This is a genomic window from Actinomadura miaoliensis (assembly GCF_039536785.1).
GTDB lineage: Bacteria > Actinomycetota > Actinomycetes > Streptosporangiales > Streptosporangiaceae > Spirillospora > Spirillospora miaoliensis.
Map to the genome: position 1 here is coordinate 33,962 of NZ_BAAAZG010000007.1, position 25,515 is coordinate 59,476.

General features: G+C 73.8%; 21 protein-coding genes. 7 read left to right on the forward strand and 14 right to left on the reverse strand.

Features of this window, described 5'->3' with window-relative positions; translation table 11 throughout:
* Window positions 1–107 precede the first annotated feature (107 nt).
* From ABD811_RS08870 to glgX, 4 genes are all read right to left on the reverse strand, one after another.
* Window positions 108–779, reverse strand: a complete 672-nt coding sequence (locus ABD811_RS08870; protein WP_019629095.1) for a response regulator transcription factor — start codon at window positions 777–779, stop codon at window positions 108–110.
* Window positions 780–995: 216 nt separating this feature from the next.
* Window positions 996–2,843, reverse strand: a complete 1,848-nt coding sequence (treZ, locus tag ABD811_RS08875; protein WP_344943648.1) for a malto-oligosyltrehalose trehalohydrolase — start codon at window positions 2,841–2,843, stop codon at window positions 996–998.
* Window positions 2,840–5,191, reverse strand: coding sequence for a malto-oligosyltrehalose synthase (gene treY, locus ABD811_RS08880; RefSeq protein WP_344943651.1), 2,352 nt, complete (start codon window positions 5,189–5,191; stop codon window positions 2,840–2,842). The genes treZ and treY overlap by 4 nt, the downstream gene beginning before the upstream one ends.
* Window positions 5,184–7,352 carry a glycogen debranching protein GlgX gene (gene glgX, locus ABD811_RS08885; protein WP_344943653.1) on the reverse strand — a complete coding sequence of 723 codons (2,169 nt, stop codon included), beginning with the start codon at window positions 7,350–7,352 and terminating at the stop codon, window positions 5,184–5,186. The genes treY and glgX overlap by 8 nt, the downstream gene beginning before the upstream one ends.
* A gap of 197 nt (window positions 7,353–7,549) precedes the next feature.
* Between glgX and ABD811_RS08890 the strand changes: the two genes are divergently transcribed.
* A complete protein-coding gene (locus tag ABD811_RS08890; RefSeq protein WP_344943656.1) occupies window positions 7,550–7,756 on the forward strand; it encodes a (2Fe-2S)-binding protein in 207 nt (68 codons plus the stop codon).
* Window positions 7,757–7,849: 93 nt separating this feature from the next.
* The gene (bfr, locus tag ABD811_RS08895) at window positions 7,850–8,347 is read left to right on the forward strand and encodes a bacterioferritin (RefSeq protein ID WP_344943659.1); all 498 of its coding nucleotides are present in this window, start codon (window positions 7,850–7,852) and stop codon (window positions 8,345–8,347) included.
* A gap of 92 nt (window positions 8,348–8,439) precedes the next feature.
* On the opposite strand, the gene ABD811_RS08900 is transcribed toward bfr, so the two are convergent.
* Together ABD811_RS08900 and ABD811_RS08905 are read right to left on the reverse strand one after the other, a co-directional pair.
* Entirely contained in the window at window positions 8,440–9,513 is a 1,074-nt protein-coding gene (locus ABD811_RS08900) for an adenylate/guanylate cyclase domain-containing protein (RefSeq protein ID WP_344943662.1), read from the reverse strand.
* Between the two features lie 176 nt (window positions 9,514–9,689).
* A complete protein-coding gene (locus ABD811_RS08905) occupies window positions 9,690–10,565 on the reverse strand; it encodes a biotin--[acetyl-CoA-carboxylase] ligase (protein WP_344943665.1) in 876 nt (291 codons plus the stop codon).
* 61 nt (window positions 10,566–10,626) lie between these two features.
* Between ABD811_RS08905 and ABD811_RS08910 the strand changes: the two genes are divergently transcribed.
* Window positions 10,627–11,409 (forward strand): enoyl-CoA hydratase/isomerase family protein, encoded by a 783-nt coding sequence (locus ABD811_RS08910; RefSeq protein WP_344943667.1) that lies wholly within the window; start codon window positions 10,627–10,629, stop codon window positions 11,407–11,409.
* Between the two features lie 35 nt (window positions 11,410–11,444).
* Here the strand turns inward: ABD811_RS08910 and ABD811_RS08915 are convergent, their stop codons facing one another.
* Complete coding sequence (locus tag ABD811_RS08915) at window positions 11,445–14,039, reverse strand: phosphoenolpyruvate carboxylase (RefSeq protein WP_344943847.1); 2,595 nt, start codon at window positions 14,037–14,039, stop codon at window positions 11,445–11,447.
* A gap of 198 nt (window positions 14,040–14,237) precedes the next feature.
* On the opposite strand from ABD811_RS08915, the gene ABD811_RS08920 reads away from it, so the two are divergent.
* From ABD811_RS08920 to ABD811_RS08935, 4 genes are all read left to right on the forward strand, one after another.
* Window positions 14,238–15,830: an acyl-CoA carboxylase subunit beta gene (locus ABD811_RS08920; protein ID WP_344943670.1), complete on the forward strand. Its 1,593-nt coding sequence runs from the start codon at window positions 14,238–14,240 to the stop codon at window positions 15,828–15,830.
* Between the two features lie 42 nt (window positions 15,831–15,872).
* Window positions 15,873–16,112 (forward strand): acyl-CoA carboxylase subunit epsilon, encoded by a 240-nt coding sequence (locus tag ABD811_RS08925; protein WP_344943673.1) that lies wholly within the window; start codon window positions 15,873–15,875, stop codon window positions 16,110–16,112.
* 197 nt (window positions 16,113–16,309) lie between these two features.
* Window positions 16,310–17,368 carry an NYN domain-containing protein gene (locus tag ABD811_RS08930; RefSeq protein ID WP_344943676.1) on the forward strand — a complete coding sequence of 353 codons (1,059 nt, stop codon included), beginning with the start codon at window positions 16,310–16,312 and terminating at the stop codon, window positions 17,366–17,368.
* Between the two features lie 92 nt (window positions 17,369–17,460).
* Window positions 17,461–18,651 carry a hypothetical protein gene (locus ABD811_RS08935; protein ID WP_344943679.1) on the forward strand — a complete coding sequence of 397 codons (1,191 nt, stop codon included), beginning with the start codon at window positions 17,461–17,463 and terminating at the stop codon, window positions 18,649–18,651.
* A 30-nt stretch (window positions 18,652–18,681) separates the two neighbouring features.
* On the opposite strand, the gene ABD811_RS08940 is transcribed toward ABD811_RS08935, so the two are convergent.
* From ABD811_RS08940 to ABD811_RS08970, 7 genes are all read right to left on the reverse strand, one after another.
* Entirely contained in the window at window positions 18,682–21,840 is a 3,159-nt protein-coding gene (locus ABD811_RS08940; protein ID WP_344943682.1) for an AfsR/SARP family transcriptional regulator, read from the reverse strand.
* Window positions 21,841–21,847: 7 nt separating this feature from the next.
* Window positions 21,848–22,285, reverse strand: coding sequence for a TadE/TadG family type IV pilus assembly protein (locus ABD811_RS08945; protein WP_344943685.1), 438 nt, complete (start codon window positions 22,283–22,285; stop codon window positions 21,848–21,850).
* 8 nt (window positions 22,286–22,293) lie between these two features.
* The gene (locus ABD811_RS08950; protein ID WP_344943688.1) at window positions 22,294–22,716 is read right to left on the reverse strand and encodes a TadE/TadG family type IV pilus assembly protein; all 423 of its coding nucleotides are present in this window, start codon (window positions 22,714–22,716) and stop codon (window positions 22,294–22,296) included.
* A 59-nt stretch (window positions 22,717–22,775) separates the two neighbouring features.
* Window positions 22,776–23,252, reverse strand: a complete 477-nt coding sequence (locus tag ABD811_RS08955; RefSeq protein ID WP_344943691.1) for a TadE family protein — start codon at window positions 23,250–23,252, stop codon at window positions 22,776–22,778.
* An 11-nt stretch (window positions 23,253–23,263) separates the two neighbouring features.
* Window positions 23,264–23,485, reverse strand: coding sequence for a Flp family type IVb pilin (locus ABD811_RS08960; RefSeq protein ID WP_344943694.1), 222 nt, complete (start codon window positions 23,483–23,485; stop codon window positions 23,264–23,266).
* 108 nt (window positions 23,486–23,593) lie between these two features.
* Window positions 23,594–24,523 carry a type II secretion system F family protein gene (locus ABD811_RS08965; RefSeq protein WP_344943696.1) on the reverse strand — a complete coding sequence of 310 codons (930 nt, stop codon included), beginning with the start codon at window positions 24,521–24,523 and terminating at the stop codon, window positions 23,594–23,596.
* The gene (locus ABD811_RS08970; RefSeq protein ID WP_344943698.1) at window positions 24,520–25,500 is read right to left on the reverse strand and encodes a type II secretion system F family protein; all 981 of its coding nucleotides are present in this window, start codon (window positions 25,498–25,500) and stop codon (window positions 24,520–24,522) included. The genes ABD811_RS08965 and ABD811_RS08970 overlap by 4 nt, the downstream gene beginning before the upstream one ends.
* Window positions 25,501–25,515: the final 15 nt, after the last annotated feature.

Below are 25,515 nucleotides of genomic sequence, written 5' to 3' on the forward strand. Positions count from 1 at the left end.
CCCCGCAGCGGGGCCGCGCGCCCGGACGCGGGCGGCAGGCCCGCCGGGCATGGACGAACCGGCGGGCCCGGCGCGGACGACAGAACCGCATGGTCATGGCGGCCGGTCTAGTCGCCGCGTTCGAACCGGAAGCCGACGCCCCGCACCGTGGTGATGTAACGCGGGCTGCCGGCGTCGTCCCCCAGCTTGCGACGCAGCCAGGAGATGTGCATGTCGAGCGTCTTGGTGGACCCCCACCAGTTCGTGTCCCACACCTCCCGCATGATCTGTTCGCGGGTCACCACCTTGCCCGCGTCGCGCACCAGCACGCGCAGCAGGTCGAACTCCTTGGTGGTGAGCTGGAGTTCCTGGTCGCCCATCCACGCGCGGCGCGACTCGGCGTCGATCCGCACGCCCTGCACGATCGGCGTCTCGGTGCTGCCGCGGCGCAGCAGTGCGCGCACCCGCGCCAGCAGCTCGGCCAGCCGGAACGGCTTGGTGACGTAGTCGTCGGCGCCCGCGTCCAGCCCGACGACGGTGTCCACCTCGTCGGCGCGGGCGGTGAGGATCAGGATGGGCACGCCGTGGCCCTCGGCGCGGACGCGGCGCGCCACCTCCAGGCCGTCGAGCTCGGGCAGGCCGAGATCGAGCACGATGAGGTCCACGCCTCCCCCGAGCGCCCGCTCCAGCGCCTGCGGGCCGTCCGGGCTGACTTCCACGGTGTACCCCTCGCGCCGCAGCGCGCGGGCCAGGGGCTCGGAGATGGACGTGTCGTCCTCGGCGAGCAGTACTGAGGTCATGAGTCGATCGTATGACCATTCATGAACGTTTCCCGGCACCCGCCGCGCTCTTGACCTGCGGTTTGCCACACGTAGTACATCCTCGAACACGGATGAACTACAACCAACCCGGAGCTATCCAGACGTAACGACCGGTGACGAGAGTGTCACCGATCGCTTCCGCGGCTCCGGGGGTGGTCGCGCGCGGATCCGGGGGGTGGGTCGGCGCGGGCCGGGTCAGTGGTCGCGGGCCCGCGGCGGACGGACGAGTGAGGCGGCGGCGACCGCCACGGAGGTCGCCGGGAGGGCGACGCGCGAGCGCGGCGCCAGGGGCCGTCCCTCGGCGGACCCGGCGGACGCGCCCGCGCCGGCCGACTCGTCCAGGCGCACGTCCGGGTCGGACGCCAGCAGCAGCCGCGAGGCGGGAAGCTCGATCTCGGCGGGCCGCGTGCCCAGGTTGGCCGCCATCGAGACGCGGCCGCGCCGCAGCACGAGCCAGCGTTCGCCGGTGTCCTCCCGTGCCGTCTCGACGTGGACCTCGGTGAGCCTGGGGTCGGTCAGCTCGGGCCAGGAGCGCCGCAACGCGATCAGGGAGCGGTGCCACTCCAGCAGCTCGGGGTGGTGGGCCTTGTGGAGTTCGTCCCAGTCGAGCACCAAGCCCCGGAAGGTCTCCACAGCCTGTGGATCGGGGACGTGGCCGGACCAGCCGTGCCGGGCGAACTCGCGGCGGCGGCCCTCGCTGACGGCTCGCGCCAGTTCCGGTTCGACGTGGTCGGTGAAGTAGCACCAGGGCGTGGTGGCCCCCCACTCCTCGCCCATGAACAGCATGGGGGTGAACGGCGCCAGCAGCAGCAGCGCCGCGCCCACCTTGAGCAGGCCCGGGGGCAGGGACGCGGTGAGGCGGTCCCCGGAGGCGCGGTTGCCGACCTGGTCGTGGTTCTGCAGGAAGCACACGAACCGGTCGGCCGGGGTGCGCAGCACGTCCACGGGGCGGCCGTGGCGGCGCTCCCGGTAGGTCGACCACGTCCCGTCGTGGACGAACACCTTCGTCAGGGCCTTGGCCAGGGCGTCCAGGGAGCCGAAGTCGCAGTAGTAGCCCTGGCGCTCCCCGGTGAGGGCGGCGTGCATGGCGTGGTGGTAGTCGTCGCTCCACTGCGCGTCGAGCCCGTGGCCGCCCGCCTCCCGGGGCGTGACGAGCCGGGAGTCGTTCAGGTCGGACTCGGCGATGAGGAACAGCTCGCGCCCCAGGTGCGCCGACAGGCCCCGGACGGCGACGGCGAGTTCTTCCAGGATGTGGACGGCCTGGCGGTCGTTGATGGCGTGCACGGCGTCCAGGCGCAGCCCGTCGACGTGATGGTCGCGCAGCCACATCAGCGCGTTGTCCACGACGTACGCCCGCACCTCGTCGGCGCCCGCCTGGTCGAAGTTGACCGCGTCGCCCCAGGGGGTGCTGTAGGCGTCGGTGAAGTACGGGCCGTACCGGGGCAGGTAGTTGCCGCTGGGGCCGAGGTGGTTGTAGACGACGTCCAGGACGACCGCCAGCCCGAGGGCGTGGGCGGTGTCGACGAAGCGTTTGAACGCGTCCGGGCCGCCGTAGGGTTCGTGCACCGCCCACAGATGGACGCCGTCGTAGCCCCATCCGTGCTCGCCGGAGAACGAGGCCACGGGCATCAGCTCCACGGCGTCCACGCCGAGGGCCACCAGGTGGTCGAGCCGTTCGCAGGCGGCGTCCAGGGTGCCCTCGGGGGTGAACGTGCCGACGTGCAGCTCGTACAGGACGCTGCCTCGCAGGGGACGGCCGCGCCAGCGTCGGTCGGTCCAGGAGAACCGATCGTGCTCGTAGACGCGGCTGAGGCCGTGCGCCCCGTACGGCTGCCACAGGGAGCGGGGGTCGGGCAGTACCTCGCCGTCGTCGAGGACGAATCCGTAGTCGGTGCTGTGGCCCGCCCCGGGGACCGCCGCGCCCCACCGGCCCGGAGGGCGTCCGTCCAGGGGGCGCAGGGGGTGGCGGACGAGATCGTCTCGGGAGCCGACCGCGACCTGCACACTCTCGGCGTTCGGGGCCCACACCTCGAACCACGTCATCGGGGCTCCTCGCGGACCAGCAGGGCGACGGGGAGATCGGCGAGCAGCTCGGCGAGGGGCAGCGGGCCGCCGGCCTCGTGGACGCGGCCGGTGAGGCGGTCGTGCCAGCGGCCCGCCGGGACGTCGACGGTCGTTTCGCCCCATCCGCCGTGAATCTCCAGGCCGACGGGCAGCCGGGTCGCCAGCGTGAGGACCCGCGCGCCGCCGGGACGCCCACCGCGGCCGCTGAGAGCGCCGGAGCCGCGTAGAAAGGCCACGGCGTGTGCCGAGGTGGCCCCGGTGACGCGCGCGGGCTCGTACGAGGCGCTGAACCATTCGGGGTGGTCGCGGCGCAGCCGCAGCGTCCGCGAGGTGATCAGCAGCTTCAGGTCGTCCACGTCGCGCGGCGCGCCCTCCGCGTCCAGGTGCGCCAGGCGGGCGCGGCGGGAGCCGTAGTCGACCGGACGCCGGTTGTCGGGGTCCACCAGGGACAGGCCGACCAGCTCGCAGCCCTGGTAGACGTCCGGCACGCCCGGCATGGTGAGCTGGACGATCTTCTGGCCGAGCATGACGACGCGCGCGTACGGCTCCAGCTGCGACACGAACGTGGCCAGGTCGGCCACCAGGTCGGCGTCCTCCAGGACGCGGCGCGCGTGGGCGAGCACGGCCGCCTCGTAGCCGGGGTCGCCGTCCAGCCAGGACGTGCGGGTCTTGGCCTCGCGCATGGCCTTGGTGAGGAACTCCGCCAGGCGGCCCTCCTCGATGGGCCAGGCCCCCACGAGCGTCTGCCACAGCAGGTAGTCCAGGTCGGGTTCCAGGGGCGAGCCGTCTCCCGCCCAGGCGCGCCAGCGTCGGACCGCCGCCGCCCACGGGCCCGCCATCTCGCTGAGCACGGCCAGACGCGCGCGCACGTCCTCCTGGCGTTTGGTGTCGTGGGTGGAGAGCGTCGTCATCGCGGAGGGCCAGTCGCGCGCCTGCCGGGCACAGAAGGCGTGGAAGTCCTCCGGGGAGACGGAGAACCGCGCCGGGTCGCCGCCGACCTCGTTCAGGGACACCAGCCGCGACCAGCGGTAGAACGCCGTGTCCTCCACGCCCTTGGCGGCCAGGGGGGCCGAGGTCTGCTGGAACCGCACGACGAACTCGCGGCGTGCCGCCTGCACGCCGGGGTCCGCGGGGGCCGGGGACTCGTCCGGGTCGAGCCCGAGGGCGAGCCGTACGACGGCGTCCAGGTCGGGGTGCGTCTCAGGGGGCAGGTGCTCGCGGGCCCGTTCGGCCGCCTGGGCGAGGACATCGGATGCCTGGGCCGGGGCCTTCTCCCCCGGCACCACGTAGGCGCGGTACACGGGCATGGCCACCAGCAGCTCGACCAGCACCCTCTCCAGGGTGTCCTTCGGACGGGCCGGCAGCGCCCCGCACAGCACGCGGTGCAGGCGGGCCACCTCCGGACGCAGCCCGTGTTCGGCCACGTACCGTCGTGAGGCGAACTCCACCTCGCGGAAATCGGGGGTGCCGCCGGTGAGCGCCGCGTAGGTCTCGGTCAGGGGTTGTTCCCCGTCGGGGTCCAGGAACAGCCCGCCGACCATGCCGAGCGCGTCGTAGCCGGTGGTGCCCGCGCAGGGCCAGTCGGTCGGCAGTTCCTCCGCACCGGTGGTGATCTTCTCGACGAGCAGCCAGCAGCCGCCCGCCTCGGCCCGCAGCCGCTCCAGGTAGCCGCGGGGATCGCTCAGCCCGTCGGGATGGTCGACGCGCAGCCCGTCGACCTGGCCCTCGGCCACCAGCCGCAGCAGCAGCCGGTGCGTCTCGGCGAACACCTCCGGATCCTCCTGGCGCAGGGCGATGAGGCCGGAGATGTCGAAGAACCGGCGGTAGTTGGGTTCGCCCTCCCCTGGCGGGACGATGCGTCCGCCTCCCGCGTCCCAGTCCACGTCGAACCAGCGCGCGTAGGGCGAACCGGCGCCCTCCTCCAGGACCGACGCGTACGCGCGGTTCAGGGTGGGCGGCACCGGAATCGCCATGTGGTTGGGCACCACGTCCACCAGCACCCGCAGCCCGTGCGAACGGAACCGCGCCGTCATCGCGCGGAACGCCTCCTCGCCCCCGAGGTCCTCCGACAGCCGGGTGGGGTCGACGACGTCGTAACCGTGGGTCGAGCCGGGGGCGGCCTGCAGGACGGGCGACAGGTACACGTGCGAGACCCCCAACGCCTCCAGGTAGGGGGCGAGGGCGGCGGCCTCGGCGAAGCCGAAACGCTCCGGGCCCGTGCCTCCCCGCAACTGCAGCCGGTACGTGCCGGTGGGCGGGTGGGCCGTCTCCCGCGCGCCGGGGGTGCTCTCCAAGGGGGACTCCCGCGTGACCTCTCCGTCAGACACGGCGGAGCACCTGGACCGACCGGGCCTCCACCGTCACGCTCTCGCCGGCCTTCACCACAGGGGACTCCTCCTCGGCCAGCATGGGGTCGGCCGTGTCCAGCACCTTTGACCACATCCCTCCGTAGCGCACGGGCGGCACCTTGAACCCCAGGTCGCCGTCGTGCGCGTTGAACAGCAGCAGGAACGAGTCGTCCGCGATCCGCCGGCCGCGCCGGTCGGGCTCGCTGATGGCCTCGCCGTTCAGGAAGGCCTGCAGCGACTTGGCGTAGCCGACGTTCCAGTCCCCGTCGGTCATCTCACGTCCGCCCGGGGTGAACCACACCAGGTCGGGCAGGGCCTCACCACCCCCCGTGCCGCGGCCCCGCGCCGAACGCCGCCGCGCCGCCTCGGCGGCGCGGCCCTCGAAGAAACGGCGCCGCCGGAACACCGGGTGGCGCGCCCGCAGCGCCGACAGCCGCCGGACGAAGTCCAGCAGCGGGAACTGGTCGAGCAACGCCTCCCAGTCGACCCAGGACAGCTCGTTGTCCTGGCAGTAGGCGTTGTTGTTGCCGCGCTGGGTGCGGCCCAGCTCGTCCCCGTGCGACAGCATCGGCACGCCCTGCGACAGGAACAGCGTGGCGAGCAGGTTGCGTTTCTGGCGTTCCCGCAGGGCGAGGATCTCCAGGTCGCCGGTGGGCCCCTCCTCGCCGCAGTTCCACGACCGGTTGTCGTCGGTGCCGTCCCGGTTGTCCTCGCCGTTGGCCTCGTTGTGCTTGCCGTCGTAGGAGACCAGGTCGTGCAGCGTGAAGCCGTCGTGGCAGGTGATGAAGTTGATCGAGGCGAACGGCTTGCGGCCGTCGTCGGCGTACAGGTCGCTGGAGCCGGCCAGGCGGGAGGCGAACTCGGGCATGCTGCCGGGCTGCCCGCGCCAGAAGTCGCGCATCGTGTCGCGGTACTTGCCGTTCCACTCGGTCCACAGCGGCGGGAAGTTGCCGACCTGGTAGCCGCCCTCCCCCACGTCCCACGGCTCGGCGATCAGCTTGACCTGGGAGACCACCGGGTCCTGCTGCACCAGGTCGAAGAACGCCGCCAGCCGGTCCACGTCGTGCAGTTCGCGGGCCAGTGTGGCGGCCAGGTCGAAGCGGAACCCGTCGACGTGCATCTCCGTCACCCAGTACCGCAGCGAGTCCATGATGAGCTGGAGCACATGGGGGCTGCGCATCAGCAGGCTGTTGCCGGTGCCGGTGGTGTCCATGTAGTACCGGGGGTCGTTGTCCACCAGGCGGTAGTAGGAGGCGTTGTCGATGCCGCGGAACGACAGCGTCGGCCCCAGGTGGTTGCCCTCGGCGGTGTGGTTGTAGACGACGTCGAGGATGACCTCGATGCCCGCCTCATGCAGCGCCCGCACCATCGCCTTGAACTCCAGCACCTGCTCGCCGCGCGAGCCCCCGGAGGAGTACTCGTTGTGGGGGGCGAAGAACCCGATGGTGTTGTAGCCCCAGTAGTTGCGCAGCCCCCGCTTGAGCAGGTGCCCGTCGTGCACGAACTGGTGGACGGGCATCAGCTCCACCGCGTTCACCCCGAGATCGGTGAGATGCTCGATCACCGCGGGGTGGCCGAGCCCGGCGTAGGTGCCGCGCAGCTCGGCCGGGATGTCGGGGTGGCGCGCGGTCAGGCCCTTGACGTGCGCCTCGTAGATGACCATCTCGTGGTACGGGATGCGCGGCGGGCGGTCGTCGCCCCAGTCGAAGTACGGGCTGACGACCACCGAACGCATCGTGTGCGGGGCGGAGTCGAGGTCGTTACGTGACCACGGGTCGCCGAAGCGGTAGCCGAACAGCGCCTCCGCGCCCCGCGCCTCGTTCCAGTCGACGGTGCCCTCGATCGCCTGCGCGTAGGGGTCGAGCAGCAGCTTGTGGGGGTTGCAGCGGTGGCCGCGCTCGGGCTCGTACGGCCCGTGCACCCGGAACCCGTACCGCTGCCCCGGCATCACGCCCGGCAGGTATCCGTGCCAGACGAACGCGTCGACCTCAGGCAGTTCCCAGCGGGCCTCCTCGTCGTCATCGTCGAACAGGCACAGCTCCACCCGTTCGGCCGCTTCGGAGAAGACCGCGAAGTTGGTTCCGGCACCGTCGAAATGGGCGCCAAGCGGATACGCGTCGCCCGGCCACAGGTTCTCCACTCTCCCGCCCTCCCGTGGTCGCCGTCGGGATGCTTCCCCCTAGGGGATGGATCACACCGATTGGGAGGGCTCTGGTCAGAACGGACATCTTTCCACTACCTTAGGCATGCCTTACCTTATTGAGGGCAGCCTTAGTGCGAGCACCCCACGCGGTGCCGCGCGGGTCCGGAGAGGTCAGCGAGGAAGGTCCCCGCCGCATGTACGTCTGCATCTGCCACGCCGTCACCGAGGACGACGTCCGCGGCTGTCTGGCGCAGGGGGCCTGCACGGCACGCGAGGTCCGCGCCGCCTGCGGCATGAAGCCCGGCTGCGGCGCCTGCACCAAGCGGCTCTACGGCCTCATCCGGCAGCACGGCCCCGAGAGCGACGGCGAGAGGGGGACGGTCCAGCCGACCGCAGCCTGAGCGAGTCTTCCGCGTCACCCCGTCCGGTCCCGGATGTCCCGTACGGGGGTTCAGTGCTGTCCACATGAATCGGGACGTGGAAGCATGGTCGTCATGGAAGGCGACAAGGACATCATCGGCCTGCTCAACGAGCAGCTCACCGCGGAGCTCACCGCCATCAACCAGTACTTCCTGCACGCCAAGATGCAGGAGAACTGGGGCTACACCCGGCTCGCCAGGCACACCCGCGAGGAGTCCATCGACGAGATGCGGCACGCCGAGCGGCTGACCGACCGCATCCTGTTCCTGGAGGGCCTGCCCAACTACCAGAAGCTCAACACGCTGCGCATCGGCCAGACGGTCGTCGAGCAGCTGCGCGCCGACCTGCAGATCGAGCTGGAGGCCGTGGCGCGGCTGCGCCCCGGCATCGAGCTGATGCGCTCGCGCGGCGACGTCACCTCCGCCCGGATCTTCGAGGACATCCTCGCCGACGAGGAGGAGCACATCGACTACCTGGAGACCGAGCTGGCGCTCGTCGAGTCGCTCGGCGAGCAGAACTACCTGCTGCGGCTGACCGACGCCCCCGGCGAGAACACCCCCAGCGCCGACTGACCGCCCGCCCCGAGGCCGCCCCGGGGGACGGTGCCCACCGTCCCCGGGCGTCCCACGGCGCCGTCCCCCCGCGCCCGTGCCCGGCGCGCGGGTCAGGCGTGCGGGTCGCGCGGACGGAAGCCGTTGGGGGACATGCGGCGCAGCACGTAGGGCTGGATGATGCCCAGGCCGCGGACCGGGCGCCGGACGATCCGGGTGGTCTGGAAGGCCGGCTCGTCCCGCAGCTCGGCCGCCAGCTCGGCGTCGATCACCACGGTGCCGGGACGCGCCAGCGAGGTCAGCCGGGCGGCGCGGTTGACGGTGGTGCCGAACACGTCCCCCATCAGCGGCAGCACCGGCCCGAAGGCCACGCCCACCCGCACGTCCGGCACCTCGGTCTCGTCCTTGACGGCGGCGGCGATGCTGAGCGCGATCTCCGCCCCGACGGCCGGGTCCTCGGCGCAGAACAGCACCTCGTCGCCCAGCGTCTTGACCAGCCGCCCGCCGCAGGAGGCGACGATGTCGGAGGCGGTCTCCTCGAAACGTTCCACCACGCGCGCCAGCTCGAGTTCCTCCAGCTCCCGGCTGACCTGGGTGAAGGACACCATGTCGGCGAAGCCGACCGTGATGGGACTGCGGGCGGCGGGCGCGGCCGGGTCGGTCTCGCGGCCGTCGCGGGTGGCGGCCGAGGCCAGCGCCCGGGTCCCGGCGGCGGCGAGCTGGCGCCGCCAGGCGTGCACGACCAGCGGCTCGAAGTCGTCGAGGTACTTGTCGGCGATGTCGACGATCGACCGGATCGCCTCGGCCGGCGGCGCCTCGCCGGGGTCGGCCCGCTGCAGCATGTTGGTCAGGAGGTTGACCTGCCACTCGGCCAGCCGCGCCATGGTCTGCCCGAAGGCGCGCACCATGCGCACGACCGAGTCCTCGTCCAGCACCCCCTCGTCGATCAGCCGCTTGAGCCGGGTCAGCGCGGCGACGTCGCCCTCGGTGTAGGCCACGGTCTCGTCCGGCATCGAGGGGTAGCCGAAGGCCTTCCACACCCGCCCGGAGAACTCGCGGCTGACGCCGGACAGCCGCACGGCGTCGACGCGGGTGTAGCGCAGCTGCCCGCCAAGCAGGAGCTCTTCGACCTCCTTGGGGGCGGGCAGCCCGGGGTCGGGCAGCTCATCCGGCAACCCAGCAGACATCTCCCTTGCCCTCCGCCTGCCGGCGACGTCGCGGACGTCAGCGGCGGTTCGTGGTGCGCTTACGGTACGCTCCTCCGCGCAATATCGTGACAGACGCGGTCCGGGAAGGGGCCATCGGTCCGGCAAAGACCTGGCTCGTCCGCTTCATGGGTATTCCGCCAAAGTCGAGGTCAATATCACCGAACGTGGACCACGTCCCCCGCGCTGACCACACGATCCCCGTCGTCGGCGGCGACCACCAGGCACCCGGTCGCGTCCACGTCCCGGACGGTTCCGGTCAGCACCTGGTCGCCCGGCAGCATGACCCGGACCGACCGGCCGAGCGTGGCGCACAGCCGCTTGTAGGCGGTGCGCAGGCCGCTGCGCTCGGGGTCGCCGTCCAGCGCGTGCCAGTCGCGGTACCAGTCCTCGAACTCGCGCAGGATCGCGCGCAGCAGCGGCGCCCGGTCGCTGAGCGGGGCCCCCTCGATCAGCAGCGAGGTCGCGGTGGGCACCGGCAGCTCGTCCTCGCGCAGGCCGACGTTCAGCCCGACGCCGACGATCAGCGCGCCGTCCACCTTCTCCACCAGGATCCCGGCCAGCTTGCGCTCCCCGACCAGCAGGTCGTTGGGCCACTTGAGGCGCACGTCCACCGGCCGCTCGGCGGCCGCGTCCGCCGCGCCGTCGTTGATCCGCTGCTCGGCGGGGGGCGTCCATGCGGTCATGTGCCGCACCGCCGTCGCCACCGCCACCCCCGTCAGCAGCGGCACCCAGCCCAGCCGCGCCACCCCGACCGCCGGACGCAGCAGCAGCGAGAACATCAGCCCCGAGCGCGGCGGCGCCGACCACGGCCGGCCCAGCCTGCCGCGCCCGGCCGTCTGCATCTCGGTGACCAGGACGGTGCCCTCCGGCGCGCCCTCCCGCGCCAGCGCGGCCAGGTCGGCGTTGGTGGACCCGGTCTCGGGGACGACCCGGACATCGGTCCACAACGTCCCCGGCCGCACCAGCAGCCGGCGCAACGCCCCCTCGTGCAGCGGCGGCCTGCCGAGGTCGCTGTACGGTGACTCGCTCACCACTCCATCCAACCGCAACCCCGCGATCGCCAGTGGAAGCCGGAGATCTTAGAGTGCTCGCGTGGACGGAGTGACGTTGCGGCGGGACGGGACGAGCCCGCACGTGGCCGAGATCGTGCTCGACCGGCCGGAGACCCTGAACGCCATCTCCACGGCGCTGGCACGGCGCCTGGCGCAGGTGTGCGCGGAGGTGGCGGCGGACTCGTCGGTGCGCGCGGTGGTGCTGAGCGCGGCGGGAGAGAAGGCGTTCTGCGTGGGCGCCGACCTCAAGGAGCGCAACGGCATGACCGACGACCAGCTGCTGGCGCAGCGGCCGGTGCTGCGCGCCGCGTTCCGCGGCGTGCTCGACCTGCCACAGCCCGTGGTGGCGGCCGTGCACGGGTACGCGCTCGGCGGCGGCTGCGAGTTCGTCCTGTCGTGCGACCTGATCGTGGCGGACGAGACCGCGGTGTTCGGGCTGCCCGAGGTGACCGTCGGGCTGGTGCCCGGGGGCGGCGGCACCCAGCTGGCGGTGCGCCGGATGGGGACGGGACGCGCCGCCGACCTGGTGCTGACCGGACGCCGCCTGGGCATCGACGAGGCCGAGGCCTACGGCCTGGTGGACCGGCGCGTCCCGGCGGGCTCGGCCCGGCAGGAGGCGCTGACGATCGCCGCGACGATCGCCGCGAACTCGCCCACGGCGGTGCGGGCGGCCAAGCGCGCGATGCGGCTCGGCGGCGGCGTCGGCCTGGACGCCGGGCTGGACATCGAGGAGAACGCCTGGCGGTCGGTGGCCTTCTCCCCCGACCGCCGCGAGGGCATCGCCGCGTTCAACGAGAAGCGCAAGCCGAACTGGCCCAGCTGAGCCCCCCGGGGGCCTCCCCCGGGGGCTCCCGAATCTCAGCCGGTGTTCTGCAGGCCCGCGGCCACGCCGTTGACCGACAGCAGCAGCAGTTCCTCCAGGCGGGCGCGCTCGGCGTCGTCCTCGACGCCGTCGCGCAACGCCTTGAGGGCGCGCAGCTGCAGGTGGGACAGGGCGTCGACGTACGGGTTGCGCAGCTCGACCGCGCGCGACAGCACGCGCCGGTTCGCCAGCAGCCGCTCGTGCTCGGTGACCCCCAGCACGAGCGACCGGGTCCGGTCGTACTCGGCCAGCACCGTCTCGGCCAGGTCGGGCCGGTCGCCCAGCGCCAGGTAGCGCTCGGCGATGGCGCGGTCGGTCTTGGCCAGGCTCATCTCGGCGTTGTCCATCAGCGAGGCGAACAGCGGCCAGGACCGGTACGCCTCGCGCAGCTCGTCCAGGTGCCGCCCGTTGTCGGACACGGCCGCCAGGCCGCTGCCCAGGCCGTACCAGCCGGGCAGGTTGACGCGGGTCTGCGTCCAGGCGAACACCCACGGGATGGCCCGCAGGTCCTCCAGGCCCCGGGCCGCCTTGCGGCGCGCCGGACGCGACCCGATGCGCAGCTCGGCGATCTCCTCCAGCGGGCTGACCCGGCCGAACCACTCGGCGAAGCCGTCGGTCTCGATCAGCCCCCGGAACGCCGCGCGCGCCGCGTCGCTGATCTTGTCGGCCAGCGGGCGGAACCGGGCGGCGGCGGCGCGGGCGCGCTCCTGCACCGCGTCGGTGGACGCCAGCAGCACCGCGTTGGTGACCTGCTCGATGTGGCGGCGGGCGATCTGCGGGTGCCCGTACCGGGCGAAGATGACCTCGCCCTGCTCGGTGACCTTGAAGCCGCCCGCGACCGACCCGGGCGCCTGCGCCAGGATCGCGCGCCCCGCCGGGCCGCCGCCCCGGCCCAGCGACCCGCCGCGGCCGTGGAACAGCGTCAGCCGCACGTCGTTGCGGGCCGCCCACGCCACCAGGGCCTCCTGCGCGTCGTACAGCCGCAGGGTGGCCGTGGTGGGACCGAGCTGCTTGGCCGAGTCGGAGTAGCCGAGCATGACCTCCAGCCGGCGGCCGGTCTGCTCCAGCCGGGCCCGGACGGCGGGGATCTCCAGCATCCCGTCCAGCACGGCCGGGGCGCGCTCCAGGTCCTCGCCGGTCTCGAACAGCGGGATGACGTCCAGCACCGGCGGGTTGTCCAGGGACGCGGCCAGCTCGTGCACGGCGGCGATGTCGCCGGCCGAGCGGGTGAACGACACGATGTAGCGGTGGCAGGCCCGGTCCCCGAAGCGGCTCTGGATCCACGCCACCACCCGCAGCGTGTCGAGCACCTCCTCGGTCATCTCGCTCAGCGGGCCGCCCGCGCGGACCTCGGCCAGCGCCTGCTCGTGCACGCCCGAGTGCTGGCGGATCTCCAGCTCGGCCAGGTGGAAGCCGAACGTCTCGACCTGCCACACCAGGTCCTGCACACGGCCGTACGCCTGGCGCACCGCGCCCGCCTCGGCCAGGGAGTCCTGCACGACGCGCAGGTCGGACAGCAGTTCCTCGGGCGAGCCGTAGGCCAGGTCGGCGTCGCGCTCGCGGGTGGCGGCCAGGCGTTCGGCCGCGTACAGCAGGAACTGCCGGTGCGGCTCGTCCGGCGACCGCTTGGCGATCTCGGCGAACCGGCCGGGGTGGGCGGTGCGCGCGGCGGCCAGCCGGTCGCGCAGCGCCGCCGACGGCGGGGTGGTGGTCGCGTGGACGGTCAGCTCGCGGCCGATCCGGGCGCAGGTGTTCTCCAGCGCCCGCAGCACGTGCTCGGACTGGATCGCGATCGCGTCCCGGGTGACCCGCGCCGTCACGTACGGGTTGCCATCGCGGTCGCCGCCGATCCAGCTGCCGAAGCGCAGGTAGGGGCGGGCCAGCGGCGGACGGGCGCCGGTCGCGGGGTCGAGCGCGGCGTCCAGCGTGCGGTAGACGCGCGGCACCACCCGGTAGATCGTCTCGTCGAACGCGGCCATCGCGGTGCGGACCTCGTCCAACGGGTCCATCTGGGTGCGCCTGCGCAGCGCGGTGCGCCACAGCAGGTCGACCTCCTCGCGCAGCCGCCGCTCCAGGTCGGCGCGGTCGCCCTCGCCCGGGTCGGCGTTCAGCGCCGCCAGCAGATCGCTGACCCGCTGGATCGCGGTGACCACGGCGCGGCGGCGTGCCTCGGTCGGGTGGGCGGTGAAGACCGGCCGGAACTCCAGGTCGTCCAGCACGGCCTGCCGCCGGTCGGCCGGGGCCCCGGCGCCGGCGATCTCCTCGACCGCCGCGGCGATCGAGCCGGGCACCGGGGCGTCCCCGCCGGTGTCGCGCTCGCGCAGCGTGCGGATGCGATGGTGCTCCTCGGCCAGGTTGGTCAGGTGGAAGTAGACGGTGAACGCGCGGGCGACCTGCTCGGCCCGTTCCAGGGACCAGCCGTCGACCAGCGCGGCCACCTCGTCGATGCCGACCTCGCCGCGACGCGCGCCGATCACCGCGTGCCGCAGCCGCTCCACGTCGTCCAGCAGTTCCCGGCCGCCGTACTCGACCAGGCTGTCGCCCAGCATCGAGCCCAGCAGCCGAACGTCCCGGCGCAGCGGCTCGGGCATGTCCTGACGGAGGGTGTCCCGCGTGTTCGTAGCCACGCAGCCCAGCGTAATGAGCGGCCCGTGGCCCGCTCGTCACCAGGGCGTTCCTTAGCCGTGAAGGCGGGGCGAACGGCCGCGGGAGCGGCCGCGGGGGCGACACGCGCCCGGCGGGCGCCCCCGCTCGATTCCACGGAACGGCGGCCGGTTACTCTGACCCGCATGGCGATGGAAGCTCCGGAACCCGCGGTCGACATCGACGTCCACACGACCGCCGGGAAGATCGCGGACCTGGAACGCCGCCGCTACGAGGCGGTGCACGCGGGGTCGCAGCGTGCGGTCGAGAAGCAGCACGCCAAGGGCAAGATGACCGCGCGCGAACGGATCGACGCGCTGCTGGACCCCGGCTCGTTCGTGGAGTTCGACGAGCTGGCCCGGCACCGGTCCACCAACTTCGGGATGGAGAAGAACCGTCCCTACGGCGACGGCGTGGTCACCGGCTACGGCACCATCGACGGCCGGCACGTGGCGATCTTCAGCCAGGACTTCACCGTCGCGGGCGGCTCCCTCGGCGAGGTGTTCGGCGAGAAGATCACCAAGGTCATGGACCACGCGCTCAAGACCGGCTGCCCGGTGATCGGCATCAACGACTCCGGCGGGGCGCGCATCCAGGAGGGCGTGGTCGCGCTCGGCCTGTACGCCGAGATCTTCAAGCGCAACGTGCACGCCTCCGGGGTGATCCCGCAGATCTCGCTGGTCATGGGGCCGTGCGCGGGCGGCGCGGTGTACTCCCCGGCGATCACCGACTTCATCGTCATGGTCGACAAGACCTCGCACATGTTCATCACCGGGCCGGACGTCATCAAGACGGTCACCGGCGAGGAGGTGACGTTCGAGGAGCTCGGCGGCGCGCACGCGCACAACACCCGCTCGGGCGTGGCGCACTACCAGGCCTCCGACGAGGAGGACGCCTTCGAGTACGTCAAGGCGCTGCTGTCCTACCTGCCGTCCAACAACATGTCGGACCCGCCGGTGTTCGAGGCGCCGGACGACGCCGACGAGACCGACCCCGAGCTGGACGCGCTGATCCCCGACTCGCCCAACCAGCCGTACGACATGCACACCGCCATCGAGCACGTGCTGGACGACGGCGAGTTCCTGGAGGTGCACGCGCAGTTCGCGCCCAACATCATCGTCGGGTTCGGGCGCGTGGAGGGCCGCGCGGTCGGCGTGGTGGCCAACCAGCCGATGCAGTTCGCCGGGACGCTGGACATCCACGCCTCGGAGAAGGCGGCCCGGTTCGTGCGCACCTGCGACGCGTTCAACGTGCCGGTGCTGACGTTCGTGGACGTGCCCGGCTTCCTGCCCGGCACCGACCAGGAGTGGAACGGCATCATCCGGCGCGGCGCCAAGCTGCTGTACGCCTACGCCGAGGCCACCGTCCCGCTGGTCACGGTGATCACCCGCAAGGCCTACGGCGGCGCCTACGACGTCATGGGCTCCAAGCACCTGGGCGCCGACATCAACCTGGCCTGGCCGACCGCGCAGATCGCGGTGATGGGCGCGCAGGGCGCGGTGAACATCCTGTACCGGCGCGAGCTGGCCGCCGCCGAGGACCCGGACGCGCGCCGCGCCGAGCTGATCACCGAGTACGAGGACACGCTGGCCAACCCGTACATCGCCGCCGAGCGCGGCTACGTGGACGCGGTGATCAAGCCGTCGGAGACCCGGGCGTACGTGATCAAGGCGCTGCGGGCGCTGCGCGACAAGCGCCGGACGCTTCCGCCGAAGAAGCACGGCAACATCCCGCTGTGATCTCATTGGGTTGAGGGGGTCCCCCGGAGAAAGGTGCGGCCGATGGCCGAGAACAAGCCGTTCCTGCAGGTGGTGCGGGGCGACGCGGCGCCCGAGGAGGTCGCGGCGCTGGTCGCCGTGCTCACCGCGCGGGCCCATGCCGCGGCCGCCGCGGCGGCACCGGCGCAGCAGCCGGGCGTGTCGCGGTGGGCCGACCGGTCGCGGATGATGCGCGGGCCGGTGTCGGAGGGGCTGCGGCCCCGCGGCCCGGGGGCGTGGCGGGCCAGCGGGCTACCGAGGTGACACGTCCCTTCACGGGCTGAGGTGGTGGCGCCGCGGGCGCTCGGACGGTAGCGTCGCGCGGGCTTCCCGGGGCGGGCCGGGCACGCCGGACGCGTGTGCGGCCCCCGTCCCGGGAAATGCTGTGCCTAGAAGGAGCAGGCACATGTAACCGTGGTTCACGCACGGGAACAGGGCCTGCACGAATAAGGTGAAAGGCCATGGCCACCTCGGAGTTCGTTCCACAGCCCGCGCGATACGCCGTGTTCGTCGACGCGGGATACCTCTACGCGGCCTCCGGTGCCCTGCTCCTCGGCTGCAGCTCCCGTCGCGAGTACCGGGTGGCGGCCGAGAAACTCATCAAAGCGCTGACCAGCCACGCCGACGACCAGTTGCTCGGCGAGCTGCTGCGCGTCTACTGGTACGACGCGGCGCCCAAGAAGCAGCCCACCGTCGACCAGCGCGTCATCGCCAACCTGCCGCTGGTGAAGCTGCGCCTGGGCAACCTGAACGCGCAGGGCCAGCAGAAGGGCGTGGACGCCCAGCTCCGCAACGACCTGGAGGCGCTGGCCCGGCACCGCGCGATCACCGACGCGGTGCTGCTGGCGGGAGACGAGGACATGCTGCCCGCCGTGGAGGCCGCGCAGCGCTACGGCGTGCGCGTCCACCTGTGGGGCGTGGAACCCACGCACGGCTCCAACCAGGCCGAATGGCTGGTGTGGGAGTCCGACACCGTCGAGGTGCTGCCGGCCGACTTCCTGCGCCCCTACTTCACCAAGGCCAAGGCCCTGCCGGTGCCCGCCGCCCCGCCGGACGCGGCTGCGGTGCGCGACGGCGCCGGGGGGCGCGCGCCCGTGCCGTCGCCGTCCCAGGTGTTCGCCGGGCGCACCCCGGCGGTCAAGCCGTCGGCGGCCCCGCTCGGCCCCAGTCCGGCCGTGCGGCAGGGCGCGCCCGCGGCCGCCGCCGCGCACGTCAACAACCACACCGCCCCCGCGCCCGCCCCGGGCGAGGGCAAGCTCGGCCCGGACCGCGACCACATGCTGGAGATCGGCGAGCACGTCGCCCAGAAGTGGATCTTCGAGCGGGGCCGGGACAACATCCGGGACCTGCTGCCCGGCCCGATCCTGCCGCCGGTCATCGACAAGGAACTGCTGATCGAGGCCGAGAAGGAGCTGGGCGGGTCGCTGCGTCCCTACCAGGAGGCCCGCACCTGGCTGCGTGACGGGTTCTGGGAGCGGGTCTACCGCGAGTTCGGAATCGGCATCGGCAAGTCTTCCTAGCCGTCCGCCCAGTCCTCGTCTGCCCCGTGGTTTGAGAAACCTTTCGTGATGGGGCGGGCACGCGGAGTGCTTTCGCCGCTACAGTTCCGGCCGTGTTGGGGGGATCCGGACGACGTCACGGACGACGGGCGGCGGCCACGGCGGTGGTGTGCGGCCTGCTGTCGGCGTGCGAGTCGCCCGTGCCGTTCTACCCGCCCGGGAAGGGCGCACCGGACGACCCGGTGATCGGGCTGGGCGGTCCCGCCCCGGTCGTGGTCGCGTCGCGTCCCCGGACGGCCGCGAGCCCGGCGGTGCCCGGCAGCGACGTCTACGCGGCCACCCGCCCCGGCATGCTGAGCCCCGCGACCCGCGCGCTGCCGCCCCGCCTGTACGTGCCGAACGCCGCGACCGGGACCGTGGACGTCCTGGCACTGCCCGGCGGACGGCTCGTCGGCCGCATTCCCGTGCCCGGCGGCCGAACCGCGCGCGTCGTCCCGTCCTGGAACCTCAGGTGGCTGTGGGTGGTGGGGCGCGACGGCCTGCTGCCGGTCAGCGCGCGCAGCGGACGCCGTGGCCGGGTGCGCCCCGTCCCCCGGGTGAAGGGGCTGTACTTCACCTCCCGTGGACGTGAGGCGGTGACGATCGCCTCACGCAGGGTCGTCTTCCGCGACCCCGTCACCATGCGGGCGCGCGCCGCCCTGCGTCTGCCCTGCACCGGCACCCCGCACGCCGACCTCTCCGCCGACGAGGGCACGCTCGTGCTCGCCTGCGTCCGGCCCGGCCTGCTCGTCCGTGTCGACGTGGCCCGCCGCGTCACCACCGGCACGCTCGCGTTGCCCGCCGGCTCCCATCCCCAGGACGTGCGGCTGGCCCCCGACGGCTCGCTGTTCTACGTGGCCGACCCCGTGAAAGGCGGCGTCTGGCTGGTGGACGCGGCGCGCCTGCGGGCGACCGGGTTCATCGCCACCGCTCCGGGCGCGCACGGCCTCCTGCCCAGCCGGGACGCCCGCACCCTGTACGTCCTGGGCCGCGGCGACGGCTCGTTCACCGCCATCGACTTCGCCGCCCGCCGCGTGACCGCCCGCCGGCGCCTGCCCCGCACCGGGAGGACGGCGCCGGGCGGCGTCACCGTCGACGGCACCGCGCTGTGGCTCACCGCCCCGGCCGCCGGCACGGCGTACGCCGTCTCCCCGGACGACGGCCGCCTCACCCGCACGGTGCGGCTGGACGGCCGCCCGGCGAACGCGCTGCTCTACCCCCAGCCGGGCCGCTACAGCCTGGGCGGCACCGCCCACTTCCGCTGAGCACCGTCCACTTCCGCTGAGCGCACGGGGTCAGCTGGCCTGGAGGCGCTGGGCGTAGGGCAGCAGTTCCTCGATGAGGGCCTCGGTCTCGGGCTGCAGCTCGTCGTAGGCGGTGCGGTCGAGCAGGCGGGAGCGCATCTCGTCGATGACCACGTGGACCTGGCCTTCGTCGCCGGTGGCGTGGGTGGCGCGCAGCAGGTCGCGCCACAGGCCCTCGTCGTCGTAGGCGAGGCGGAGACCGGCGCGGGCCGCGCCGACGGCGCCGCGGGCGTCGCCCTCGTCCAGGCGCAGCACGACCAGGCGGTGCGCGACGTCGATGACGCGGGCGGTCACCTCGTACTCCAGGTCGTCGGCCGCCAGCCAGGCGTACCGGCCGCGCGGCCGGTCGGCCAGCACGGGGCCGCGCACCAGGTCCAGCGCGTACGACATGTAGGCGGTCTCGGACTCGGGCTCGGCCGCCGACCGCCACACCAGCCAGCGGAACACCGCCCAGTCGACCCGCACCTCCGAGCCGAGCCGGATGCGGCCCCGCTCGTCGTAGTACAGGTTGGGGCGGCCCCGGGCGTCACGCCCCAGCCAGTCCGATACCCGGGCGATGGACGCGTCGCGCACCCCGGCGCTGACGCCGCGCGGCCAGATCGCCCCGCCCAGCACCGTGGGATGCACACCGCCCGGGTGCGTGGCCAGGTAGAGGAGGATCTCGGTGCACAGCTCGCGGCGGCTGTCGTCGATCGGGCCGGGCGCGTCGATCTCGATCGGGCCGAGCAGCCGGATGTCCACCGCGAACTGGCCCGTGCCGGGCGGTTCCGGTGAGCCCGCGTGGTCGGGGCCGGCCAGCAGCCGCATGTCGTCGGCCACGTCGGGCAGCGGCACCGACTCCAGGCGCGCGGCGGTGTGGAACAGGTCGACCACGGCGCGGTAGTGGTCCTCGGGGACGAGCTGGGCGTCCACCTCGAAGCCGAGCACCCCGGCGTGCAGCCGCCCGGCCGCGTCCAGCTCCCAGGTCCAGGTGGCGCCCTGCACCTCGCCCGCCACCAGGTAGCCCGCGGCCATCCGGGTGCCGGTGCGGGCCAGCGCGACCAGCCGGTCGGCCTCCCGCTCGGTGGGCTGCTCGGCCATGATCAGGTAGTGCGGCATCCACGCCTCGCCGAACACGCCGCGGCAGCGTCCGGTCAGCACCGAGTCGACGCCGGAGGCGGCCAGCGCCTGCCGCACCTCCTCGCTGCGGCCCTCCAGCTCGGGCAGCGCCTCGTCCAGGGTGTCGACGACGCGGATGCGGTCGGGCGCGATGCCGGCCAGGCCCTCGCCGAGGTCGCGGCCGAACCCGACCAGCGTGATCCGCATGTGGTCGGACCAGCGGTTGGTGGCCAGTTCCAGCGCGATCGCGGCCAGCGCGGAGCGGCGCGCGTCCGGCGGGCCGTTCAGCGCGATCAGGCCGTGCGCGGCCTCCAGGTCGACCAGGATGCGGCCGGTGGGGTTGGTGCCGATCGACACCAGCCCGGGGTAGGGGGCGAGCACGTCACCGAGGTCGGACGCCTCCAGGGTGGGCAGCGCGTCGGCGCGCAGCCGCCACACCTGCCCCTCGTCGTACGCCTGCCAGGGGGCGGGCGGGTTGCGGTCGGCGGGGGCGATCCACAGGTCGAGGCTGGTCGGGCCGAGGTGCACGCCGTAGACGGTGGGCAGGGCGCGTCCCTCGGCGGCCATCGACCGCGACAGGTGCCGCAGCCCCAGGTCCAGCAGGCGCGCGGCGTTCTCGTCGGCGCCGATCCGCAGTGCCTGCTCGGCCTGCGCGGCGGCGCCGACCGGCCGCTTGATCATGTGGCCGAACGCGCGGTGCCACATCTGCGCGCGCCGCCGCCTGCCCAGCGCGCCGAGCAGCCCGGCGGCCAGCAGCGACGCCGCGGCCAGCCCGTGCGGCCAGTCCAGGTCGAACGGCAGGACCGCGCCGTCGCGGTGGCCGGGCACGCCGGCGCCGCCGGTGTCCGCGCCGCCGCCCATTTCGCTGGACGGCTGCGGCGCCGGGGTGCTGGACGCGGGCGGCGTCTCGGGCGCCTTGGTCTGGGACGGCCGCGGAGTGGGGGTCGCGGGGGGCTGGGCGGGCTTGGACACCGAGGGCGCCGGAGCCGGTGCCTGCGGCGCGGGCGTCTGCGGCGCGGGCGTGTGGGGCGCGGGCGTCTGAGGGGCCGGCGCGTGCGGGGCAGGGGTCTGGGGGGCGGACTTCTGCGGGGTGGGCTTGGCCGGCGCGCCCTGCTCGGGGGCGGGGCGCGGCTTCTCCTTGGGCTTGTCGGGGACGGCGTGGCCGTGCCGGAAGTAGTCGTCCAGCTCCTCGACCGGGATGACCTTGGCGCCCTTGGCGTCCTCGGGCATCTCCAGGATCCAGCCGGGACGGATCAGGCTGGCGATCGTCAGGCGGCTGCCGTCCGGCTGGGTACGGCCCTTGTTGAGCGCGTAGATTTCCTTGTAGCGGCGGCCGTCGCCCAGGCACTTGTCCGCGATCTCCCACAGGCTCTCGTGGTGGCGGCCCTCCGGCGGCTGCACCCGGTAGATCTTGGTGGTGCGGGCCGAGCGCTCCGGGCCGCCGGCCTCCTCGGGGGCGGCGTGCTCGGCCGCTGCGGCGGCCCGCGGCTCGGCGGCGACCGCGGCCACCGGACGGAACTCCTGCGTCTGCACCTGCGCGGGACGCTGCTGGTGCAGCTCCCGGCCGGAGAACGCGGGCATGATCGCCGTGGTGGCGGTGAACAGCAGCAGCGCCGTCGCCACGAGCCGGTGCACCAGCGACTGCGTGCCGCCCGCCAGCGGCACCCGCGCGGGCACGCCGATGCCGCGCACCCCCGCGTACACCTCGACGACCACGCACAGCGCGAACTGCAGCCACGCCAGCCAGACCAGGGCGACCAGCACGGTGATGAGGGCGCTCTCGCCCATCCGCCCGGTGAGGTCGCCGGCGCTCGGCAGCCGGTCGGGGATCGGTGAGCCGAACACCGCCAGCAGCGCGTAGGGCACGCCGACCAGCAGCACGGCCAGCGCGGCGATCGCGCCCAGCCCGGCGAGCACGTCACGCGGGCCGCGCCGCGCGCGGACCCGCACGGGCGTGCGCGTCGCCTGCCCCAGCCGCCGCGCCCTGCCGAGGCCGGGCTCGCCGCCGCTGGGGGGATCGCCTGGGAGATTGCCTGTCCGCCGTACCGTCATCTGACCCCTACTGATCGTCTCCGCTGGTGACCGGATGGGCAGACGCCGTCGAGCTCATCGTAAACTCCCCGAACCCCGGCACGATGGACAGCAGCTGCGGCCGGACGGTCAGCTGGACGGTCACCTGCACCTGCTGGGTGTCGGCGACGCAGCTGCGGCCGGTGACGTCCTCGCCGTAGGCGTCCAGCAGGTCGCACGCGGCCGCCCGCGCCCGGCCCGGGTCGACGACCGGCTCTCCGGTGCGGCGCAGCGCGTCGGTGTCGATCTCGTTGGCGCCCGCCCGCGCGGCCTGCTCGGCCATGTCGGCGGCGCGCTGCCGGGCGTGGATGGCCAGACCGCCGTCCACCAGCAGCCCGGCCAGCAGGAACACCGCCGGGGTGAACAGCACGACATACGTGGCGATCGTGCCGCCATCGCCACGGGCCGGGTGCCGGCGTCCGCTCATCCGGCGTCTCATCCCGCGTCCTCCGGTGCGCCGCCGACGACGTCGGTCCCCCGGTAGGTGTAGGTGTCGATCGGCGCGACCGCCCTGCCCTGCAGCGCCTTGGTTCCGGGCAGGCCGATGAACGTCAGGTCGCCCAGGTCGACGTCGCACACGATCGTGACGGCGACGCGCCCGCCCGGACGCCAGTCGCTGGTGTCGGTGTCGACGCGCGGCCCACCGGCGCACCAGTCGTTGCCGTTCAGGTTGGCGCGGGCGGCGTCGTCGGCGAGACGGACGGCGGCGCCCGCGCTGCGTCCCACGGAGGCGGCGCGCACCGCGTCACGTGCGGCGCCGTCCACCTGGCTCTGCGCGTCCACGATCCGCCCGGCTCCGGCCAGCAGCATGAGGAACGCCACGAACAGAGGCGCGACCAGCACCATCTCGAGCGACATGGACCCCGCGTCGCGCGTGGCCGGATGTGGCCGCGCGGCCGGATGCGGCAGTGGGCGCGTCACCGGGCGCCTCCCTCACAGGCCGTGCCCTCCCCCACGTCCGGGCGGAAGCACTCGATCGGCCCCTGCGACCGCTGCGACACGCGGAAGGTCAGGAACGGGATGACCCGCACCGCCTCCCCGCTGACCTCCACCCAGCGCTGGTCGCCGGTCTCCCCCGTCCGCACCCGCAGCCCGCTGATCAGCTGCGAGCCGATCTGGTGGACGTCGCCGGTCGCCTTGGTCACCGCCGCGTCCTGCCAGCCGCCGCCGACGGGCTCGGTGCGCGCCACCCGGGCGCCCGACTGTGCCGCCGCCAGCGCGACGTGCCGAGCGTGGTACACCATCGCGAACTGCACCACGCACAGCATCACCAGGATCAGGACGGGCGTCAGCAGCGCCCACTCCAGCGTGGACGCGCCGGTGTCGCCGCGCCCGTCCCCCGTGCGCCGCGGCGGGGTCCGTGACCCGGTGCGGACGTGGGCCGGAGCGGGCATGGCGGGGCGCCTCAGCCGGTCCTGATGTTGCCGGCGGCCTGCTCGACCTTCTGCTTGATCAGCACGCCGACGCCGAGCGCGATGGCGGCCAGCAGCGCCGTGATGATCGCCCATTCGATGGCCGAGGCGCCGCGGTCGCGGCCGTCGTCGGCGCGCAGCCGGTGCAGCCGGTCGCCGAGCAGCGCACGCAGATAGAGGATTGCCGGATCGTTCAGCGGATTGGTCGGTCGCATCGCTTCTCCTCGCCGGAGTCGGGATCTCGCAAGGACGGTCGTTCGTCGGGCGGTCGTCGGGCCGTCGGGCGGTGGTGGGGCCGTCGGGCGGTCGTCGGGCGGTCATCGTCAGGCGGCCATGACCCGCATCACCGCGGGGTAGGCCAGGAAGATCAGGAACGCGGCGCACAGCAGGAGCTGGGCGACGAGCATCGACTGGGACCGCTCCCCGGCCTTGCCCTCCAGCTCCGACAGCTCCCGGCTGCGCATGGACGCGGCGCGCGCCGCCAGCGACTTGCGGACCTGCGCCCCGTCGTCGGCGACCAGCGCCAGCGCGCCCGACAGGTCGCGCAGCTCGTCGATGTCCAGCTCGTCGCCGAGGCGGCCGAGGGCCTGCCAGGGCGTCTGCCCGGTGATGCGGGCGCCCGCCACCGCGTCGCGGATGCGCAGCATCGCCCAGCCCTCGCCGACGTTGGACGCGGTCACCAGCGCCTCGGGCACGCCGCGTCCGCCCGCCAGGTTCATCGACACCAGGTCCAGGAACGCGCCGACGACGTGCCGGAAGTCCTGCCGCCGCGCCCGCGCCTCCTCCTTGAGCTGCATGTCGGGAAAGAAGAAGAACAGCACCGCGAACAGCACGCAGATCCACACCGGGACCTGGAACGACACCCCGGCGCCCAGCACCGCGAAGTACCCCGCGACCACCGGGATGAACAGCAGCGCCGCGGCGGGCAGCAGGAACTTGGTGGCCAGGAACGCCTCCAGGGAGCGGCCGGTGATGGCCAGGTCGGCGCGCACCGACCGCAGCCGCCAGCCGCGCGCCTCGCACAGCCGCACCAGCTCCCGGCCGACGCGGGCGCGCAGCCCGCCGACCTTCTCCAGGGTCGGCGACATGCGCCGGGCGGCGTCCTCCTGGTCGCGGCGGCGAGCGGCGTCGAAGGCGGCCAGCCGCGCCGCCAGCCCGGGACGCGGCGGGAACAGCGCCCGCACCAGCAGGTACAGGCCGACGCCGACGACGGCCCCGGCGAGCAGCGGGCCTGTCATGCCGTCTCCCGTCATGCCGATCCACCTCCGCCCGCATCCATCGCGTGCCGTCCGCGCAGCACCGTGCCGTCCCCGGACGAGCCGTTGGCCTGCCACGACGCCACGGTGGTCGGGACCTCGCCGGGGACGCCGGGCTGCGCGGTGCGCGATCTGGTCAGGAACCGTTCGGGCATCTCGTGCCGGGACAGCCGCCGCAGCCACACGAAGCCCGCCGCGTACAGCGCGATCACCAGGGTCAGCACCAGCTGCCCGAGGAAGTCGTCGTAGGGCTGCACGTAGTCGTGGTTGAAGATGGCCAGGCCGAGGGCCGTGCCGACGGACACGCCGACGACGATGCGGACGCTGCGGCGGGTGGAGCGCCGGTCGGCCTCCACGCGGCGGCGCATGTCCAGCTCGGCGCGGGCGGACACGGCCAGCGCGGTGAGCATGTCGCGCAGCCCGGGGCCGCGCAGCCGCGCGTTGAGGATCAGCGCGGCGATCACCAGGTCGGCGGACGGGTCGTCCAGGTCGTCGGCGAAGCGGCGCAGCGCCTCGGGCATGGGGACGCGGGTGTGCAGACGGTCCACCAGCGTCTCCAGCGGCCGGCGCAGCACCGGGGACGCCACCCGCAGCGACGCGGGGATGGCCTGCTCCAGGCCGACCGCCCCGGCGATCGTGTCGCGCAGCGACTCGGTCCAGGCGGCCAGCGCCTCCAGCCGCGCGATGCCGCGCCGTTCCTCCCCGGCCCCGCCCGCCAGGCCGTTCCACGCCAGCACCAGCACGGCGGCGCCCGCCGCGCCGATCGGCCAGCGCGTCACGATGAGCACGACCGCGCCCGCGACGGCCGCCGCGGCGCCGCGCGTGGTCAGCGTGCGGACCAGCTCCTCGCGGCGCCTGCCGCGCGCCGGCCCCGGCCGGGCGGGCAGCCCGCGGATCGCGGCGGCGAGCAGCAGCAGCCCGCCCCCGACCGCCGCGCCCGCGAGGATGGCGAGCAGGACGTCCGGCGAGTACACCTCACCCACCTCCCC

What these genes read in the sequence shown, in the direction of transcription:
- ABD811_RS08930 (WP_344943676.1), top strand. Translation starts at nt 16,310, where the DNA reads ATGGCCACCTCGGAGTTCGTTCCACAGCCCGCGCGATACGCCGTGTTC.
- ABD811_RS08965 (WP_344943696.1), bottom strand. Translation starts at nt 24,523, where the DNA reads ATGACGGGAGACGGCATGACAGGCCCGCTGCTCGCCGGGGCCGTCGTC.
- ABD811_RS08925 (WP_344943673.1), top strand. Translation starts at nt 15,873, where the DNA reads ATGGCCGAGAACAAGCCGTTCCTGCAGGTGGTGCGGGGCGACGCGGCG.
- ABD811_RS08890 (WP_344943656.1), top strand. Translation starts at nt 7,550, where the DNA reads ATGTACGTCTGCATCTGCCACGCCGTCACCGAGGACGACGTCCGCGGC.
- ABD811_RS08945 (WP_344943685.1), bottom strand. Translation starts at nt 22,285, where the DNA reads ATGAGCGGACGCCGGCACCCGGCCCGTGGCGATGGCGGCACGATCGCC.
- ABD811_RS08950 (WP_344943688.1), bottom strand. Translation starts at nt 22,716, where the DNA reads ATGTCGCTCGAGATGGTGCTGGTCGCGCCTCTGTTCGTGGCGTTCCTC.
- ABD811_RS08940 (WP_344943682.1), bottom strand. Translation starts at nt 21,840, where the DNA reads ATGACGGTACGGCGGACAGGCAATCTCCCAGGCGATCCCCCCAGCGGC.
- ABD811_RS08960 (WP_344943694.1), bottom strand. Translation starts at nt 23,485, where the DNA reads ATGCGACCGACCAATCCGCTGAACGATCCGGCAATCCTCTATCTGCGT.
- bfr (WP_344943659.1), top strand. Translation starts at nt 7,850, where the DNA reads ATGGAAGGCGACAAGGACATCATCGGCCTGCTCAACGAGCAGCTCACC.
- ABD811_RS08955 (WP_344943691.1), bottom strand. Translation starts at nt 23,252, where the DNA reads ATGCCCGCTCCGGCCCACGTCCGCACCGGGTCACGGACCCCGCCGCGG.
- ABD811_RS08870 (WP_019629095.1), bottom strand. Translation starts at nt 779, where the DNA reads ATGACCTCAGTACTGCTCGCCGAGGACGACACGTCCATCTCCGAGCCC.
- ABD811_RS08920 (WP_344943670.1), top strand. Translation starts at nt 14,238, where the DNA reads ATGGCGATGGAAGCTCCGGAACCCGCGGTCGACATCGACGTCCACACG.
- ABD811_RS08915 (WP_344943847.1), bottom strand. Translation starts at nt 14,039, where the DNA reads ATGCCCGAGCCGCTGCGCCGGGACGTTCGGCTGCTGGGCTCGATGCTG.
- ABD811_RS08900 (WP_344943662.1), bottom strand. Translation starts at nt 9,513, where the DNA reads ATGTCTGCTGGGTTGCCGGATGAGCTGCCCGACCCCGGGCTGCCCGCC.
- treZ (WP_344943648.1), bottom strand. Translation starts at nt 2,843, where the DNA reads ATGACGTGGTTCGAGGTGTGGGCCCCGAACGCCGAGAGTGTGCAGGTC.